This window comes from Isoptericola sp. BMS4 (assembly GCF_011634835.1).
Taxonomy (GTDB): Bacteria; Actinomycetota; Actinomycetes; order Actinomycetales; family Cellulomonadaceae; genus Isoptericola.
In genome coordinates, this window is the sequence record NZ_SIRP01000001.1 from 2,902,414 (window position 1) to 2,919,382 (window position 16,969).

Here is a 16,969-nt window from a genome sequence, read left to right on the forward strand (position 1 = left end):
CCCGCCCTCGCGCCTAGCGTCGGTGGCGCGAAGGAGGCGGATCATGGCCGAGCGCAGCGAGCACGTGCCGACACTCGTGATCGGCGGCGGGCAGGCGGGCCTCGCGGTCGCGCACCACCTGCGGGCCCGCGGCAGCGAGTGCCTCGTCGTCGAGGCGAACGCCCGGGTCGGCGACAGCTGGCGCCGGCACTGGGACTCGATCCGGCTGTTCACCCCCGGCCGGTACGACGGACTGCCGGGCATGCGGTTCCCGGGGGACCCCCGGCGGTACCCCGGCAAGGACGACATGGCGGACTACCTCGAGGCGTACGCCGCCGAGCAGGACCTCCCCGTGCGGCTCCGCACCCGGGTGGACCGCCTCGGCGCAGGCCCCGACGGCGGCTTCGTCGCCTCGGTCGGCACCGCCGAGATCACCTGTGAGCACGTGGTGGTCGCGACCGGCACGTACACCGGGCGACCGCGGGTCCCGGCGTGCGCTGCCGAGCTCGCGCCGGGGGTCCGGCAGCTGCACTCCAGCGAGTACCACCGGCCGTCGGACCTGCTGCCGGGGCCCGCGCTCGTCGTCGGCGCGGCGAACTCCGGCTGCGAGATCGCGTTCGAGCTCGCCGCGGACCGGCGCGTCGTCCTGTGCGGGCGGGACCCGGGTCACGAACCGTTCCGGCCCGGCACCGCCGCGGACAGGCTGGCCGTGCCGGCGACCGTCTTCGTCGCCCGGCACGTCGCCACCCGCCGCGGGCCGCTGGGCCGCCGCCTGCTGACGTTCCGGCACCACGGCATCCCTGTCGGCCGGGTCCGGGCGAAGGACCTGCGGGCGCGGGGCGTCGAGAAGGTCGAGGCCCGCATGACCGGCGTCGAGGGAGGGATGCCCGCGCTCGGCGACGGCAGCGTGCACGAGGTCGCGAACGTGGTGTGGTGCACGGGGTTCGCGCCGGACTACGGGTGGATCGACCTGCCCGCGTTCGACGACGACGGCTTCCCGCGCGAGTACCGAGGGATCGCCGACGACGTGCCCGGCCTGTACTTCTGCGGGCTCGTGCTGCAGCACTCCGTCGCGTCGTCGGTGCTGCCGGGCGTCGGCCGGGACGCGGCGTTCGTGGCCCGCGCGCTCACAGCAGCCCCAGAGCGACCGCGATGAGGAGCTGCGTCACGAGGAACCCGCTGACCATGTTCAGCCAGAGGAACCGGCGCCACCCCGGCCGGGCCCGCTCGCACTCCTCGTCACGGAGCCGGCGGTACGGCGCGATGCTGAACAGGTACGGCAGCGGGACGACCGCGGCGAGCAGGGCCGGCCACCCCGCGGCCGCCATCGCCACGGCCGCGAGCGCGTAGCCCGCCATCGCCGCCCGCACCGTGGCGCCGGCGCCGAGCCATGTGGCGACCGAGGCGATGCCGGCCGCCCGGTCGGCGACGACGTCCTGCACGGCACCGAACGCGTGCGAGGCCATCCCCCACAGGAAGAAGGCCACGAGGGTCGCGACCGCGGTCCGGCCCGGCTCGGCGCCCGCGAGCGCGAGGCCGAACACGGCGGGGCTGACGAAGTGCGTGCTGGACGTGACGGAGTCCAGCACCGGGCGCTCCTTGAACCGGAGCACGGGGACGGAGTAGGCGACGACGGCGACGACGCTCACGGCGAGCACCGCCGTCGACGCCGGCGTCCCGGCCAGGACAAGGAACACCAGGAAGGGCGCGTTGGCCAGGCCGGACGCCCACAGCACCGTGCGGTGCCAGGCCCGGTCCAGCACCACGCCCTCGACGCCGCCCTTGCGGGGGTTGCGCAGGTCCGACTCGTAGTCGAAGACGTCGTTCACCCCGTACATCAGCAGGTTGTACGGGATCAGGAAGTACAGCGCGCCGACCACGAGGACGGCGTCGAGACCACCGCCGCCCAGCAGGTAGGCGGCCGCGAACGGGTAGGCCGTGTTGACCCAGCTGATCGGGCGGGACGCTCCCAGGAGCTGGGCGAGGACGCCGCCCGGCACCGACCGCGAGACCCCGGCCGACGCGCCTGCCGAGCCCGACGGGGCCGGCGCGCTCACGCCGCCTCCTCACGCGCGGGTCCCCCGCGACCGCCGAGCAGCTGCCACACCGCGGGGAGCAGGAGCGCCGCGGCCAGGGGCCAGGCGAAGTCCTCCACGGGCGCCGCGCCGACACGCAGCCCGCTCAGCGCGGCCTCGTCGAACCGGTAGAGGTCGGCCGCGATCATGAGCGAGTCGAAGACCGCCGTGAGGACGACGAGCGCGGCGGCCACGAGCACGACGCTCCCCCACCACCGGGCACCCGGCCGCACCCGGACCGCGCACACCAGGGCCACCACCGCCGCGACGACGACGACGCCGCACGCCAGCCAGCCGTAAGAGCTCATCGACCCACCTCCTGCTCACGACGGGCGCGAGCCGACCGCCGCGCGCCGAACCGTTCGGCGACACCCCACAGCACCATCGTGAGGTAGCACAGGAACGTCACGAAGACGACCTCCTCGATCGGCAGGTGCGGCAGGACCTCGATCCCGCTCAGGGCCGCGCCGCCTCCGCGACCGTAGAACCCGAGCGCGATCGCCGCGAGGTCGGCGAGCAGGAAGAACACCACCCCGCACGCGACGGTGACGGCGGCGCGGCGGGGCGTGGCGAACGCGAACAGGCGCCACCGCCGGTCCACGGCGGCCGTCCCCGCCACGGACACCAGGAGACACGCCAGGTACAGCCACCTCATGCCGGCTCCGGCAGCGGGCCCGCGGACCTGTCCCCGCGCAGCCGCTTGAGGACGAGCTCCGCGCTGATCAGGCACATCGGCAGGCCGATCCCCGGGATCGTGCTGGCCCCGGCATAGTAGAGGCCGTCCACGGCCCGGGAGGCGTTGCGTCCGCGCAGGAACGCGCTCTGTCGCCACGTGTGGGCCGGGCCCAGCGCTCCCCCGGACCAGGCGTGCAGGTCCGCGGCGAAGTCGCCCGGGCCGACCGTGCGCCGCAGGACGACGCGCTCGGCGAGGTCGTGGACGCCGGACCACTCCGCGACCAGCGTGACCGCGGCGTCCGCCACCCGCTCGACGGCGGGGTCGCCGGCGCCGTCGAGCCCGCCCCGGCCGAGCCGCGGGTCGGCCGGCACGGGAACGAGCACGAACAGGTTCTCGAACCCGTCGGGGGCGACCGTCGGGTCGGTCGCCGACGGGCGGCAGACGTAGCAGGAGGCAGGGTCCGGCACCCGCTTCTGCGCACCGAAGACGTCGTCGAAGTTCCGTTCCCAGTCGCGGGTGAAGAAGAGCGAGTGGTGGGCCAGCTCCGGCAGCGCGCCGCGGACCCCGAGATTGACCAGGACGGCGCCCGGCCCGGGGTCGCGTCGCTCCCACCAGGGCTCCGGGTAGGTCTGCACCTCGGGCGGCAGCAGCGCGGTCTCGACGTGGTGCAGGTCCGCGGCGCCCACGACGACGTCGGCGGCGAGGAACCGCTCATGGCCGTCCTGCCGGAACCGGACGCCGGTGGCCCGGGCACGCCCGCGCGACGGCGTCGTCGTCGTGACGGCCGTGACCGTCGCGCCCGTGCGCAGGCGGGCGCCCTCCTTCTCGGCACGCGCGGCGATCGCCTCGACGACGCGGGCGAACCCGCCCCGCGGGTAGCGCACGCCGTCGACCAGGTCGAGGTGGCTCATCATGTGGTACATGCTGGGCGCCCGGTCCGGCGACGACCCGAGGAAGACGGCCGGATACCCGAGGATCTGACGGAGCCGCCGGTCGGAGAACGACCGCGCGACGAAGGTGTCCAGCGTGGTGCGCAGGAGGGAGACCAGGCGAGGCGCGCTCGCCAGGACCTCGCGGCGCAGGAACGGCACCGGCGACTCGAAGCTCGTGTAGAGGAAGCTGCGCGTCGCGACGTCGTGCACCTCGCGCGCCGACGCGAGGTAGCGCTCGAGCCGGGCCCCTGCCCCGGGCTCGAGCGCCTCGAACGTCGCGACGTTGGCCGCCACGTCGGCGCGCACGTCCACGGGGCGCTCGTCGCCCTCGAAGAAGACGCGGTACCCGGGGTCGAGGACGTCGAGGTCCAGCTCGGCCTCGGCCGTCGTGCCCAGCAGGCGGAAGAAGTGGTCGAAGGCCTCGGGCATCAGGTACCAGGACGGACCGGTGTCGAAGCGGAACCCGTCCTGGGACCAGGAGCCCGCACGGCCGCCGAGGTGCTCCTGCTGCTCGAGCAGCTCCACGTCGTACCCGTCGCGCGCCAGCAGGGCGGCGGTCGCGAGCCCCGCGACACCGCCGCCGACGACGACCGCCCGCCGGGGCGTGCCCGTCACGACCGGCCCCCGAGAACGAGGGCGCGCACCAGGATCCACGCCTTGCCCGCCGCGGGCACCCGCACGCGCGTGCGTCGCAGACGGCCCGGGGGCACGCGGCGCAGCCGGCGCGAGAGCGCGGCGAACAGCCCGTGGGCCGCGCCCACCGCCCGGCGGCTGCTGCGCGGCAGGCGCGCCACGGCGGTCGCGGCGACCGCGAGGTCGGCGTCGATGTCGTCGAGGATCTGGTCCCGGCGCGCGGCGTCGAGGCGCCCGCCGGTCCCCGGGAGGTAGGTCCGGCCCCGCAGGTCCTCGTCGGCGCCCAGGTCGCGCAGGAAGTTGACCTTCTGGAACGCCGCGCCGAGCCGCCGCGCCCCCGGGGCGAGATCGTCGTAGTCGGCCCGGTCCGCCGCGTCCGGGGCGGCGACGAACACCCGCAGGCACATCAGGCCGACCACCTCGGCGGACCCGTACACGTAGTCGGCGAGCGTGTTCTCGTCGTGGCTCGTCACGCTGAGGTCGGTGCGCATGGACGCGAAGAAGGGCCGGATCAGGTCGGACCCGATCCCGCACTCGCGCGCCGTCAGCGCGAAGGCGTGCACGACGAGGTTGGTGCTGCGGCCGGTCGCCACGGCGTCGAGGGTCTCGGCCTCGAGCGCGTCGAGCTGCGCCCCGGTCCGGGGGTCGCCCGCGGCCGGCCCGTCGACGAGCTCGTCGGCCACGCGGACGAGGGCGTACACGTCACGCACGTGGGTCCGGACGGGCTCCGCCAGCAGCCGGCAGGCCCAGCCGAACGACGTCGAGTAGCCGGCGATGACGGCGCGGGCGCTGCGGCGGGCGACCCGGTCGTACAGGGGGTCCGCCGGGACGCTCGCCGCGGTGACGGGGACGGCCGACGCGGCACGGGCCTCGGTCCGGGCGGTCATGCCGCCTGCCTGAGCACGCCGCGGGTGCGGTCGTCCAGCCAGTCGAGCAGCTCGGTAGGCAGCCCCACCTCCGCGGCCAGCCTGAGTGCGGCCTCGAGCCGGTCCCGCGCGACGTCCTCCACGAAGCGCCGCGAGCCGCTCTCCTCCAGCAGCGCGCACACGCGGTCCGCCTGCGCCGGGGTGAGCGACGACGACCCGTGCAGCGGGGCGATGGAGGCCCACTGCGGGGTGGAGCGAGCATGGGCGACGAGCAGCGTCACCCGTCCCTGACGGAGGTCGGTGAGGCGGCTCTTGCCGCTGCGCTCCTCGTCGCCGAACGTCCCGATGAGATCGTCCTGGAGCTGGAACGCGAGGCCGGCGAGCCGCCCCACGTCCCCCAGCCGCTCGACGACGTCCGGCCCCGCCGCGGCGAGAAGGGCTCCGGCCTGCAGGGGAAGCGCGAAGGAGTAGGCCGCCGTCTTGCGCTCGGCCGCGGCGACCACCTCCTCGACGGTGGCCTCGCCGACGCCCGCGGAGAGACCGACGTCCGCCAGCTCGCCCGCGGCGCTGACGTGCACGGCGCGGTCGACGAGGTCGTACAGCCGCCGGAGGGTGGCCGGCGGCGCGCCGCACAGCGCGATCGCGCGCAGCGCCCCCGCCAGGGCCAGGTCGCCCGCGAGGATGCCCGCGGTGTCCGCGTAGGCGCGCTGGCCCGGCTCTCCGGCTCCCGCGTCCCGGGCGCGGCGCGCCGCCGCGCCGGACACGTTGGGGCGGCCGCGCCGGGTGCGGTCCCCGTCGATCACGTCGTCGTGGGCGACGAACGCGGTGTGCAGGAGCTCGACGGCGGCGCCGACGTCGGCGGCGAGGCGCCGGTCCCGGCCGCCGTACGCCAGGTACGTCGCCGTGAGCAGCGCCGGGCGGAACCGCTTGCCGCCGGACGTCGATTCCGCCACGTCCGACCACAGGTCGCGGTAGGGGTCCCCGAGGTCGCGGGAGATGACGTCCCCGCGCCGGGCGAACTCGCGCAGCGCGGGCGAGGGGTCGAGCCGCGGCACCGTCGCCGTCATCGGAGCGGCTCCGGCCAGGTCTCGGACGTGCCCCGGGACCCGCGCAGCTCGGGCACCTGCGCCACCGACCAGGGGCTCAGTATCCACGGCGCCACGTCCACCAGGACCTCCACGTCCTCGATCCGTACCCAGCGTAGGTCCATGATCTCGTCCGGGTGGGGCTCCGGATCGGCCTCGGAGGAGGCGAAAAATACGGGACAAACCTCGTTCTCCACCACGCCCCCGGCATCGACGGCGCGGTAGCGGAAGTCCGGGAGCACCACGTCCACGGTGTCGAGGTCCATCCCGAGCTCGTGGCGGGCGTGCCGGCGGACGGCGTCCTGCAGGGCCTCCCCCTCGCGGGGATGACCGCAGAAGGAGTTGGTCCACACCCCGGGCCAGGTGCGCTTGGACAGCGCCCGCCGGGTGAGCAGCAGCTCCCCGTCGGGGCGGAAGAGGTAGCAGGAGAACCCGAGGTGCAGGGGTGTGTCACGCGTGTGGACGGTCGCCCGTGGCGCCGTCCCCGCGGGGGCACCCTCCTCGTCGAGCAGGACCACGTGGTCGGGGGTGTCGGCACCCAACGCTCTCCACCTCCGCATGTCGACCAAATAACTAGCCCGGCTAGCAATAAGGAAAGGTAGCATCGAACCATGCCGCTCACCAGTCCACGCCCGTACTGGTACGACGACGACCGTGCGGTCGTCGCCGTCCTCGAGGCGCTGCGCCGGTTCCGGCGCGCGGACCAGGAGATGCGCACGCGGATCAGCGCCGGCATGCGGATGAACGTGACGGACCTGCAAGCGCTGCGGTTCGTCATCGCCGCGGAGCGCCGCGGCACGGCCACGACTCCCCGTGCGCTGGCCGAGCACCTGCACATCTCGACGGCATCGACCACCAAGCTGCTCGACCGCCTCGCCGCCTCGGGGCACCTCGTCCGGGAGCCGCACCCCACCGACCGCCGCTCGCTCGTCGTCGTCGCCACCGACCACGCGCACCACGAGGTGCGGGAGCGCCTGGCCCGCATGCACGAGGAGATGGCGCAGATCGCCCACGACATCCCCCCCGCGGCCCGTCCGTCCGTCGAGCAGTTCCTGCTCGCCATGGCGGACCGGCTCGAGCAGGAGGGCGACGTCGAGCCCCTGCGCCCCGACCCGCACCTCGACGGCCCGAGCCCGACCGCCTGACCTGGAGGAGGGCTCCCGCGCGGCGCGCATATCGCTAGCCAGGCTAGTAACATTGCCTCATGCCTCCCACCCCGCAGGCACGCAGCCGACCGAGCGCCGGCGACCTCGTCCTGGTCACCGGCGCCACGGGCTACATCGGCGGCAGGCTGGTCCCGGAGCTCCTCGACGCCGGCTACGCCGTCCGCGTGCTGGCACGCCACCCCGAGCGGATCGCCTCGCGGAGCTGGGCCGACGACGTCGAGGTCGTCCCCGGCGACGCGACCTCCCGCGACGACCTGCGCCGGGCCCTCGCCGGGGTCGACGTCGCCTACTACCTCGTCCACGCGCTCGGTGCCGGGCGAGGGTTCGCCGACCGTGACCGCGCCACCGCGCGGGGCTTCGCGACCGTGGCCCGGGAGCGAGGCGTGCGCCGCGTCGTCTACCTGGGCGGCCTGCACCCCGCCGACGAGCGGCTGTCGCCCCACCTGGAGTCGCGGCGTGAGGTCGGCGAGATCCTCCTCGACGGCGGCGTGCCCACGGTGGTGCTGCGGGCCGCCGTGATCCTCGGCTCCGGCAGCGCGTCGTTCGAGATGATGCGCTACCTCACCGAGCGCCTGCCCGCGATGGTCGCCCCGCGCTGGATCGACAACCGCATCCAGCCGATCGCCGTGCGCGACGTGCTGCGCTACCTGGTGGGGGCCGCGAGCATCCCGTCCGACGTCAGCCGGGCCTTCGACATCGGCGGGCCCGACGTGCTGACGTACCGCGAGATGATGCAGCGGTACGCCGCGGTGGCGGGACTGCGCCCCCGGGTGATCCGCGCCGTCCCCGTGCTGACGCCCGGGCTGGCGAGCCACTGGGTGGGGCTCGTGACCCCCGTGCCCCCGGCCATCGCCCGCCCGCTCGTCGGCTCGCTCGTGCACGAGGTCGTCACCCAGGAGGACGACATCAAGGCCTACGTGCCCGACCCCCCGGAGGGCATGCTGGGCTTCGACGCCGCGGTCGAGCTCGCGCTGACGCGGATCCGCGACCTGGACGTGCGCACGAGCTGGACGTCTGCCTCGACGCAGGGCGCGCCGTCGGACCCGCTCCCCCAGGACCCGGACTGGGCGGGCGGCAGCCTTCTCGTGGACGACCGCTCCCGCGAGGTGCGCACCACTCCCGAGGCGCTCTGGACGGTCGTCGAGGGCATCGGCGGCGCGCACGGCTGGTACTCGTGGCGTCTCGGCTGGGTGGCCCGAGGGGCCATGGACAGGCTCTTCGGCGGCCCGGGGCTGCGCCGCGGGCGCCGGCACCCGCACCGGCTCGCCCCCGGCGACGCCCTCGACTGGTGGCGGGTGGAGGCCGTCGAGCCCGGGCACCTGCTGCGCCTGCGCGCGGAGATGCGGCTGCCCGGCCTCGCCTGGCTCGAGCTCTCCGTGGAGCCGGGCGACCCGTACCCCACGTTCCGCCAGCGCGCGATCTTCTACCCCCGGGGCCTGCTCGGCCAGGCGTACTGGTGGGCGATCAGCCCGTTCCACGGCATCGTCTTCGGCGGCATGCAGCGCAACATCGCCCGCGCCGCCGAGGCCGGACCGCGCGGAAAGGCCCACGACAAGTGAAAGTAAGTGCTTACTTGCACTAGGGTCGGCCGCATGAGCCCGCACCGTCCTCCCGAGACCCGCGCACGCATCCTCACCGAGGCCATGCGCCTCTTCGGCGAGAACGGCTTCGCCGCGACCCGCGTCGCCGACATCGAGCGGGCCGCCGGGCTCGCCCAGGGCGCGGGCGGGATCTACCGCCACTTCCGTTCCAAGGCCGAGGTGCTGGCCGAGGGCGTCGCCTGGCAGCTCACCCGGGCCGAGGATCTGCACGCCCGGCTCGAGGCGGACGCCTCGTCCGGGCGCTCCTCGGGCGACGCGGTGGCGGGCCTGGTGGTCGCCGCCCTCGCGACGCTCGACGGCGAGGGCGACCTCAACCGGCTGATCGTGCGCGACCTGCGCCTGTTCCCCGACCTGCTGGAGCAGGTGCGCGAGCGCGAGCTGCGGCGCATCACCGAGGTCGCCGGCGCGTGGTTCGCGCAGAAGTCGGCGGCCGGCGACGACCGCGACTGGGTCGCCGTCGCCACGGTCCTCACCGGCGCGGTCGCCCACTACTGGCTGCTGCGCGACGTGTTCGTCAGTCACCCGTCGGGCGTGGCGGAACCCCGGTTCGTCGAGGCGGTCTCCGGGATCGTCACCGGGCTGCTCGCCGACACCACCGACGCGGTGACCGTGGGGGGCGCGCGATGAGGGTCGTCCTGGCCGGGGCGACCGGCGCCGTCGGGACCGTCCTGACCGACCAGCTCCTCGCGGCCGGGCACCAGGTCACGGGGCTCACCCGCACCGCGGCCGGGGCCGACCGGCTGCGGGCCGCGGGCGCGGGAGCGGCCGTCGTCGACGTCCTCGACCGGCCGGCCCTGCTGGACGCGTTCCGCGACGCCCGCGCCGACGCCGTCGTCCACCAGGCCACCGCGATCTCCGGGGTGCCCACCGCCCACCGGCACCTGGACGCCACGAACAGGCTCCGCACCGAGGGCACGGCGCACCTGCTGGAGCTCGCCGAACGCCTGGGCGCCACCCGGTTCGTGACGCAGTCCTTCGGCTTCGGGTACGGCTACCACGGCCACGGCACGACGCCCGTCACCGAGGAGGCCCCGTTCGGGGAGCCCGGGCGGGGGCGCTTCGACGACCACCTCACGGCGATGCGGGAGAACGAGAAGCAGGTGCTCGGCAGCCGCGACCTCGCCGGCACGGCCCTGCGCTACGGCATGTTCTACGGCGTCGAGGCCAACACCCTGAAGCTCCTCGACCAGGCCGAGCGGGGAAGGCTCGCCGCGCCACGCCACGGGAGCACGGTGTCCATGGTCCACCTGGAGGACGCCGCCGCGGCCGCCGTGGCGGCCCTGGAGCGCGGCCGGGGCGGCGAGGCGTACAACGTCGCCGGCGACGTGCCCACCTCCTGGACGGCGTACATGCAGGCGGTCGCGTCCACCGTCGGAGCGCGGCCGCCGCTGCTGATCCCGAACGGGCTGCTCCGCCTGGCCCCGTACCTCGGCACGCTCATGACGCGGGCCGACCTCGCCCTGGACAGCACGAAGGCCAAGCGCGACCTGGGCTGGGCACCTCGGTTCCCCACGGTCGAGGACGGGCTGGCGGAGATCGCCCGTCGCCGGAGCGAGCGCCCGTGAGCGGGCGACACGTCCCGCGTCGTCACTTGGTGGAAGCGGGCGGCCTCAAACCGAACACCTGGCAGCGGTTTGAGAGGCTGACTTCCGCGTGGAATCAGGCGAAACTCGGCGGTCTTGACGAGCCAGGCGGTACCGCTAACGACGAGCCGGGAGTCGTCGCGAACCCTAGTACTACAGCCGTAGATCGTGACCTTGACCTGCGGTGACGCGGTGAGACGGCCTGGACGTGGGACGGCCACCGCGTCAGGGTTCGGTGCTTGTGTGGAACAACGAGCCGTCGGCGGTGGCCGCTGCAGACAGCGTAGACCCTGTTCGATGGCAGGCGGAGTTCGAGTCCGCGGTAGGTCGGATCTCGGGCCGGTTCGCCCGGCGTGAGCCGCTGACCCACGCGCGAGATCTCGTCGCAGGGCTCGTCGCGGGACTCGAGCGCAAGAACTGCTGGACGATCGCCGAACACGCCGGCCACGCTTCCCCGCACGGGCTGCAGCACCTGCTGGGCCGGGCGGCCTGGGACGCCGACGGAGCCCGCGACGACGTGCGCGGCTACGTGCTCGACCGCCTCGGCGATCCGAACGCGGTCCTCGTGCTGGACGAGACCGGTGACCTGAAGAAGGGCACCGCCACGGTCGGGGTGCAGCGCCAGTACACCGGCACCGCCGGGCGGATCGAGAACGCCCAGGTCGCGGTCTACCTGACCTACGCCGCACCGGGCGGGCACGCGTTCATCGACCGGGCCCTGTACTTGCCGAAGTCCTGGTGCGAAGATCCCGACCGGTGCGCGCGTGCCGGCGTCCCCGATGACATCAGGTTTGCGACCAAGCCGCAGCTGGCGGGGGTGATGATCGACCGGGCCGTGGCCGCCGGCACGCCGGCGGCGTGGGTCGCGGGCGACGAGGTCTACGGCGCCGATGCGAAGCTGCGCGCGAAGATCCGCGGCCACCAGCTGGGGTACGTCATGCAGGTTGCCGCGTCCCGGCAGGTGACGACCAAGATCGGGAACCTCGCCGTGCGGGACCTCGCCGCCCAGATGCCCGCCACGGCGTGGCAGACCTACTCCGCGGGAGAGGGCTCCAAGGGGCCGCGCTACTACTCCTGGGCCCTGATCAGCATCGAACCCGAACCCGAGCCCGACGACGGCAACTGTGCCCAGGCCGGGGAGCAGATGCTGCTGGTACGCCGCAACGACACTACCGGCGAGCTCGCCTACCACCTGTGCTTCGCCCCGAAGCCGGTACCGATGCGGACCCTGGTGCGGGTCGCCGGGCAGCACTGGCGCATCGAGGAGAACTTCCAGGCCGCCAAGGGCCACGTCGGGCTCGACCAGCACCAGGTGCGCCGGTGGGACTCCTGGCACCGCTGGACCACCCTGGCCATGCTCGCCCACGCCTTCTTGACCGTCCTCGCCGTCATCGCACGCAGCGACACCGTCCACCGGCCCGGGCTGATCGCGATCACCGTCGCCGAGGCGCGTCGTCTGTTCAACACCCTCACCCGCGTCGCAGCACGAAACATCGGCGACGTCCTCGCCTGGTCCTCCTGGCGGCGACGACACCAAGCCCGAGCGCGCACCTCGCACTACCATCGACGCATCACCGCAGGTCAACGTCACGATCTACGGCTGTAGTACTAGAGGTCGCTGTCGGAAGCGCGTACGTGGGCGCGCTGCCCTTGCCTGCCGACGAGGCTGAGGTATTCGACTGGGCCTGCGCTGGTGGCTCCGAACCAGTGTGGAGTGCGGGTGTCGAATTCTGCTGCTTCTCCTGCCTGCAGGAGCAGGTCTTGGTCACCGAGTACCAGGCGGAGGGTGCCGTTGAGGACGTAGGCCCAGTCGAACCCTTCATGGGAGTGGAGGTCTGGCACCGTGTTGTCGTTGCCGGTGGGGAGGACGAACTTGTATGCCTGGATGCCACCGGGTCGGCGTGTGAGGGGGATGATGATCGACCCGTCGGTGCACGACATCGGGCGCAGATCGATACGGGGGTTGGCTGTGCGGGGCGCGTCGACCAGGGAGTCGAGGGTGACGCCGTAGTAGCGCGCCAGCGGGAGCAGCTGTTCCAAGGTCGGCCGGCGAAGGCCAGCCTCCAGTCGGGAGAGGGTGCTCGTGGAGATGCCGGTCTCTTCGGCGAGGGTGGTGAGGGTGACGTCGCGGCGCAGTCGCAAGTGCTTGAGACGTGGTCCGACGGTGTCGAGAGTCTGGTCTGCGGATTCATCCATACCCATCAGTTTGCCATTCGGCAACAAATATTGCCAGCGGCTTCGAACTGGGTGATCCTGGTATGGACATCACAGAGCGCCAGGAGGACAACGCCATGCAATCCACACCCGATCAGGGATACGACATCGCGATCATCGGCGGCGGATCGGCAGGGCTGAGCGCAGCACTGATTCTGGCGCGTGCGCGTCGCAGTGTCGTGGTGATCGACGGTGGAGCGCCCAGGAACGCACCCGCAGCCGCAGCGCACGGGCTGCTCGGACAGGAAGGCGTGAACCCGCTTGAACTCCTGCAGCGGGGACGCGAAGAGTCAACGTCATATGGTGCTCGTATCTTGCAGTCGGCCGTAGCGCGCGCGTCTGGGGCCGCTGAAGACGGTTTCGTGCTCGAACTCGACGACGACTCGACGATTCTCGCTAGCCAACTGCTGATCGCGACGGGCGTTCGTGACGAGCTTCCTTCGGTTTCTGGGCTTGCCGAGCGGTGGGGTCGTGATGTGGTGCATTGCCCGTACTGCCATGGCTGGGAGATCCGTGACCAGCGGATCGGTTTGCTCGCGACTGGACCGATGTCGGCGATGCAGGCGCTGCTGTTCCACCAATGGAGCGAGAACATGACGTTCTTCCCGAACGGGCTGGAGTTCCCCGCCGACCAGCTTGAGAAGCTCCGCGCTCTCGGTATCGCGATCGTGCCGGAGGAGGTAGGTGCTGTCGATGTCATTGACGATCAGCTCGCCGCGGCAGTCATGGGCGATGGAAAGAGGATCGAGTTGGACGCATTGGCCGTTCCCGCCCTGACCCGCGCCCGCCTCGTTGGGCTTGAAGGGCTGGGCCTGGACGTCGAAGAGAACGCTGCAGGCGTCGCCCTGGTCGCTGACCCTGCTGGGCACACCTCTGTTCCTGGCGTGTGGGCGGCAGGCAATGTCGTGAATGCGGGAATGCAGGTCAGTGAGTCCGCGGCGAACGGGGCGCGGGTGGCGATGACGATCAACACCGAGTTGGTGTTCGCGCGCGCCGACCGCGCCACCGCAGACATCGGCCGTCCGGTGGGCGCGTGATGGCTGAGTTCGATAAAGGCTACTGGGAGGACCATTGGAGTCCCGCCACCTCCAACAGCGAGCGCGAATTGCCGGTCAACCCCTATCTGGTGACCGAGACCGCGCATCTGCATGCGGGCACAGCCCTGGATGCTGGCTGCGGAACAGGAAGCGAAGCGCTCTGGCTCGCCCAGATGGGTTGGGAGGTCACGGGAGCCGATATTTCCGCGACCGCACTGGCGACGGCACAGGCCCGTGCTGCCACCCGTGATGTGAACGATCGCATCGCCTGGATAGAGACCGACCTCTCCTACTGGGAACCGGAGCGGACGTGGGACCTCGTAGTCACCAGCTATGCCCACGCGCAGATCGGGCAGCTTTCGTTCTATCGGCGTATCGCACGCTGGGTCGCCCCAGGCGGAACCCTCCTGATTGTGGGACATCTCCACGGGCACCATCATGACGATCATCCGGGACACGACAACCCCGAGGGTGCGACAGCGACGCTGGCGGCGATCACGAACCTATTCGCTGCCCCGGAATGGCGGGTTGAGGCTGGCTATGAGCACACCCGCACCGTGCACCCCGGCGGCCCTCCGGTGCAGCTGCGTGACGTGATCGTCCGCACCCACCGACTCGTCTGAGTCGTCGCCCCATCTTCTCGCGCCAAGACTCTCCCGTCCTGGGCGCTGTTTCGACCTGCCCGCGATCACCGCCCGAGCACAGCAGTTCCTGAAAGGAAACACATCCATCCATGACTTCCACCACTCACACCGGTGCAGAAGACGACGCAGCCGTCATTGACGATCCGCGACGCAGACGCGCCATCCTCTGGGCCGTCTGTATCGCCCTGATGGCCGTCGTCGCCTCGGTGACCGGCCTGAACGTCGCCCAACCGCACCTTGCGATGACGTTCGACGCCTCCCAGGGGCAGGTGCTGTGGATCATCAACACCTACACCCTCACCCTCGCCGCCCTCCTGCTGCCCCTGGGAGCATTGGGCGACCGACTGGGACGCAAGCTGGTGCTGATCGTGGGGCTGGCGGTGTTCGGGATCGCGAATATCGCCGGCGCCGTTGCTCCGGTGATGGAGGTCATGCTCGCTGCCCGGCTCCTCAGCGGCGTTGGTGCGGCGATGATCATGCCGGTCACGCTGTCGGTGATCACCTGGTCATTCCCGGACAAGGAACGCTCCAAGGCGATCGGAATGTGGAGCGCAGTCGCCGGAGGCGGTGGCGTCCTCGGCATGTTCCTCTCTGCCCTGCTCGTCGACGTCGCATCCTGGCGGTGGCTGTTCGCCCTGCCCATCGTCCTGACCGTCGCATCTGCCGTGATCGGTATCCGCGCCGTGCCGAATTCCCGTGAGGCCGCGCTGGGGCGCTTCGACGTGATCGGGGCGCTGACCTCGATCGTCGCCGCCGTCGGGTTCACCTTCGCCTTGCACGAGGCTCCGACGCTCGGGTGGGCGGACCCAATCGTCCTGGCCACTCTCGCCGCTGCGGTGCTCGCCATCGTCGTGTTCATCCTGTGGGAGCTGCGCACGCCGTTCCCGCTGCTGGACATCCGTCACTTCCGTACCCGCGGTCTCTCATCGGGCACCACGCTCCTGTTGGTGTTGTTCGGCGTACAGGGCGGGGTCTCGCTCGTCCTGTACCCGTTCTTCCAGGTCGTGCTCGGCTGGAGCGGCCTGCTGGCCACCGCCGGGTTGATGCCGATGGCACTGCTGATGATGTTCGGCTCCGTTCTCGCCCCGCGCCTGGCCGCCCGTATCGGAGCCCGCGCCAGTATGGTCATCGGACTCACGGGCGCTACCGCGGGGCTCGCGCTCATGGCCGCATTCGTCTCCGCTGACGGCGGCTACCTCACCGTGCTCCCCGGCCTGATCGTCATGGGCCTCGGGGCAGGCCTGGCGATGACTCCCTCCACCGAGGCCATCACCTCCTCCCTTCCCCGCAAGCAGCAAGGCGTGGCATCGGCGCTCAACGACCTCACCCGTGAGCTCGGTGCCGCCCTGGGAGTCGCTCTCCTCGGCGGGCTCCTCGTCGCCGGATACCAGAGCACCATCGGCGACCGTCTCGACGGCGTCCCGGCAGATCTCGCCGCCACAGCCAGCGAGGGCATCGCCAACGCCAACGCCGCCAGCCAGCACGCGGGCGAACACGCCGGACAGATCATCACCGCCGCCCAGGACGCGTTCATCGCCGGATGGCAGCAAGCCATGTGGGTTGGTGTCGCCGTCATGGCCGTCCTGATCGTCTTCGTCCTGATCCGCGGCCCCAAGAAGCCACCCCGGGCCGATGCCGTCGATGAGAAGGAGCCTGTCTCATGACACGCGCCCGCAGGGCTCTTGTTCGCGCCGAGATCTGGTCCGATCCCCAGTGCGTGTGGTGCTTCATCGCCCACCCCAGATTCGAGAAGGCTGTCGCCGCGTTCAGCGGTGAGGTCGAGGTCACCTATCGGTCCTTCGAGCTCCGCCCCGACGCGCCAGTCGAGATCGACAGGGAGCAGCAGGTCGCACAGCACGCTGGCGCGAACCGCGAGCGTGTCGACGCCATCAATGCCCAGCTGACCGCGCTGGCCGACGCCGAAGGGCTCAGTTACCGACCCGATCTGACTCAGCCGACGAATTCCCGCCTCGCCCTTGAACTGCTCCATCATGCGGGCCGCACCGGGCAACGGGCCAGGCTTACCACCCGCCTCTTCACTGCCTACTTCAGCGAAGGACGTCACATCGGACGCATCGATGAGCTCCTTGAGCTCGCCCACGAGGTCGGACTCGACCGGGAAACGGCACGGACCGTCCTGATGGAACGTCGCCACAAAAAGGCCGTCGAACAGGACAACGCCCGGCTCCGCACACTCGGCGCACGAGGCGTGCCGCTGTACGTCATCAACGGACAGTGGGGCATCTCCGGCGCCCAGCCCGTACAGACCTACCTCGACGCACTCAAGAGGGCAGTCTCCGCATGAATGACACGACGCTCACCTTCCTCACCCCCACTCCGGAGAACCCGGACGGCGATGACGTCGCGAACGCATGCGTGGACGGGGCCTGCGCCCTTCCCCTGAAGCCACAGAGCGGAGGCGCGCCATCGATTGCCAAACCAGCGAAGACCGCCGCAACAGAAAGGAAGCCATGATGA

At 72.0% G+C, this 16,969-nt stretch carries 18 protein-coding genes; 10 read left to right on the plus strand and 8 right to left on the minus strand.

Annotated features, from left to right (window positions below):
• The first annotated feature begins 43 nt into the window (after nt 1–43).
• Nucleotides 44–1,135, plus strand: a complete 1,092-nt coding sequence (locus EYB28_RS13080) for an NAD(P)/FAD-dependent oxidoreductase (RefSeq protein WP_166848598.1) — start codon at nt 44–46, stop codon at nt 1,133–1,135.
• Here the strand turns inward: EYB28_RS13080 and EYB28_RS13085 are convergent.
• From EYB28_RS13085 to idi, 7 genes are read right to left on the minus strand one after another with little or no spacing between them, the layout of a single operon-like run.
• Entirely contained in the window at nt 1,107–1,979 is an 873-nt protein-coding gene (locus EYB28_RS13085; protein WP_166852370.1) for a prenyltransferase, read from the minus strand. The two genes, EYB28_RS13080 and EYB28_RS13085, sit on opposite strands and share 29 nt — an antisense overlap.
• Nucleotides 1,980–2,032: 53 nt before the next feature.
• On the minus strand, nt 2,033–2,362 hold the full coding sequence (locus EYB28_RS13090; protein WP_166848601.1) for a lycopene cyclase domain-containing protein: 330 nt from the start codon (nt 2,360–2,362) through the stop codon (nt 2,033–2,035).
• The gene (locus EYB28_RS13095) at nt 2,359–2,709 is read right to left on the minus strand and encodes a lycopene cyclase domain-containing protein (RefSeq protein ID WP_166848604.1); all 351 of its coding nucleotides are present in this window, start codon (nt 2,707–2,709) and stop codon (nt 2,359–2,361) included. Before EYB28_RS13095 ends, EYB28_RS13090 begins: the two co-directional genes overlap by 4 nt.
• Nucleotides 2,706–4,277: a phytoene desaturase family protein gene (gene crtI, locus EYB28_RS13100; protein WP_166848606.1), complete on the minus strand. Its 1,572-nt coding sequence runs from the start codon at nt 4,275–4,277 to the stop codon at nt 2,706–2,708. Before crtI ends, EYB28_RS13095 begins: the two co-directional genes overlap by 4 nt.
• Nucleotides 4,274–5,182 (minus strand): squalene/phytoene synthase family protein, encoded by a 909-nt coding sequence (locus EYB28_RS13105; protein WP_166848609.1) that lies wholly within the window; start codon nt 5,180–5,182, stop codon nt 4,274–4,276. Before EYB28_RS13105 ends, crtI begins: the two co-directional genes overlap by 4 nt.
• Nucleotides 5,179–6,228, minus strand: coding sequence for a polyprenyl synthetase family protein (locus EYB28_RS13110; protein ID WP_166848611.1), 1,050 nt, complete (start codon nt 6,226–6,228; stop codon nt 5,179–5,181). Before EYB28_RS13110 ends, EYB28_RS13105 begins: the two co-directional genes overlap by 4 nt.
• Nucleotides 6,225–6,788, minus strand: a complete 564-nt coding sequence (gene idi, locus EYB28_RS13115) for an isopentenyl-diphosphate Delta-isomerase (RefSeq protein WP_240930550.1) — start codon at nt 6,786–6,788, stop codon at nt 6,225–6,227. Before idi ends, EYB28_RS13110 begins: the two co-directional genes overlap by 4 nt.
• Nucleotides 6,789–6,857: 69 nt before the next feature.
• Between idi and EYB28_RS13120 the strand changes: the two genes are divergently transcribed.
• From EYB28_RS13120 to EYB28_RS13140, 5 genes are all read left to right on the plus strand, one after another.
• Nucleotides 6,858–7,391 (plus strand): MarR family winged helix-turn-helix transcriptional regulator, encoded by a 534-nt coding sequence (locus tag EYB28_RS13120; RefSeq protein WP_166848616.1) that lies wholly within the window; start codon nt 6,858–6,860, stop codon nt 7,389–7,391.
• Between the two features lie 59 nt (nt 7,392–7,450).
• Nucleotides 7,451–8,971, plus strand: coding sequence for an SDR family oxidoreductase (locus EYB28_RS13125; RefSeq protein WP_166848619.1), 1,521 nt, complete (start codon nt 7,451–7,453; stop codon nt 8,969–8,971).
• Between the two features lie 33 nt (nt 8,972–9,004).
• Nucleotides 9,005–9,640 carry a TetR/AcrR family transcriptional regulator gene (locus EYB28_RS13130; RefSeq protein ID WP_166848621.1) on the plus strand — a complete coding sequence of 212 codons (636 nt, stop codon included), beginning with the start codon at nt 9,005–9,007 and terminating at the stop codon, nt 9,638–9,640.
• Entirely contained in the window at nt 9,637–10,578 is a 942-nt protein-coding gene (locus EYB28_RS13135; protein WP_166848624.1) for an NAD(P)-dependent oxidoreductase, read from the plus strand. The genes EYB28_RS13130 and EYB28_RS13135 overlap by 4 nt, the downstream gene beginning before the upstream one ends.
• 283 nt (nt 10,579–10,861) lie before the next feature.
• Nucleotides 10,862–12,202 carry an IS701 family transposase gene (locus EYB28_RS13140; protein ID WP_166848626.1) on the plus strand — a complete coding sequence of 447 codons (1,341 nt, stop codon included), beginning with the start codon at nt 10,862–10,864 and terminating at the stop codon, nt 12,200–12,202.
• 2 nt (nt 12,203–12,204) lie between these two features.
• Here EYB28_RS13140 and EYB28_RS13145 read toward each other — a convergent pair whose 3' ends face one another.
• Entirely contained in the window at nt 12,205–12,792 is a 588-nt protein-coding gene (locus EYB28_RS13145; RefSeq protein ID WP_166848629.1) for a helix-turn-helix domain-containing protein, read from the minus strand.
• A gap of 62 nt (nt 12,793–12,854) precedes the next feature.
• On the opposite strand from EYB28_RS13145, the gene EYB28_RS13150 reads away from it, so the two are divergent.
• The 4 genes from EYB28_RS13150 (at nt 12,855) to EYB28_RS13165 (ending at nt 16,796) form a co-directional block, all read left to right on the plus strand.
• The gene (locus EYB28_RS13150; protein ID WP_205710916.1) at nt 12,855–13,847 is read left to right on the plus strand and encodes an NAD(P)/FAD-dependent oxidoreductase; all 993 of its coding nucleotides are present in this window, start codon (nt 12,855–12,857) and stop codon (nt 13,845–13,847) included.
• A complete protein-coding gene (locus EYB28_RS13155; protein ID WP_166852376.1) occupies nt 13,847–14,470 on the plus strand; it encodes a class I SAM-dependent methyltransferase in 624 nt (207 codons plus the stop codon). The genes EYB28_RS13150 and EYB28_RS13155 overlap by 1 nt, the downstream gene beginning before the upstream one ends.
• A 110-nt stretch (nt 14,471–14,580) precedes the next feature.
• Nucleotides 14,581–16,155: an MFS transporter gene (locus tag EYB28_RS13160; protein WP_166848631.1), complete on the plus strand. Its 1,575-nt coding sequence runs from the start codon at nt 14,581–14,583 to the stop codon at nt 16,153–16,155.
• Entirely contained in the window at nt 16,152–16,796 is a 645-nt protein-coding gene (locus tag EYB28_RS13165) for a DsbA family protein (RefSeq protein ID WP_166848634.1), read from the plus strand. Before EYB28_RS13160 ends, EYB28_RS13165 begins: the two co-directional genes overlap by 4 nt.
• Nucleotides 16,797–16,969: the final 173 nt, after the last annotated feature.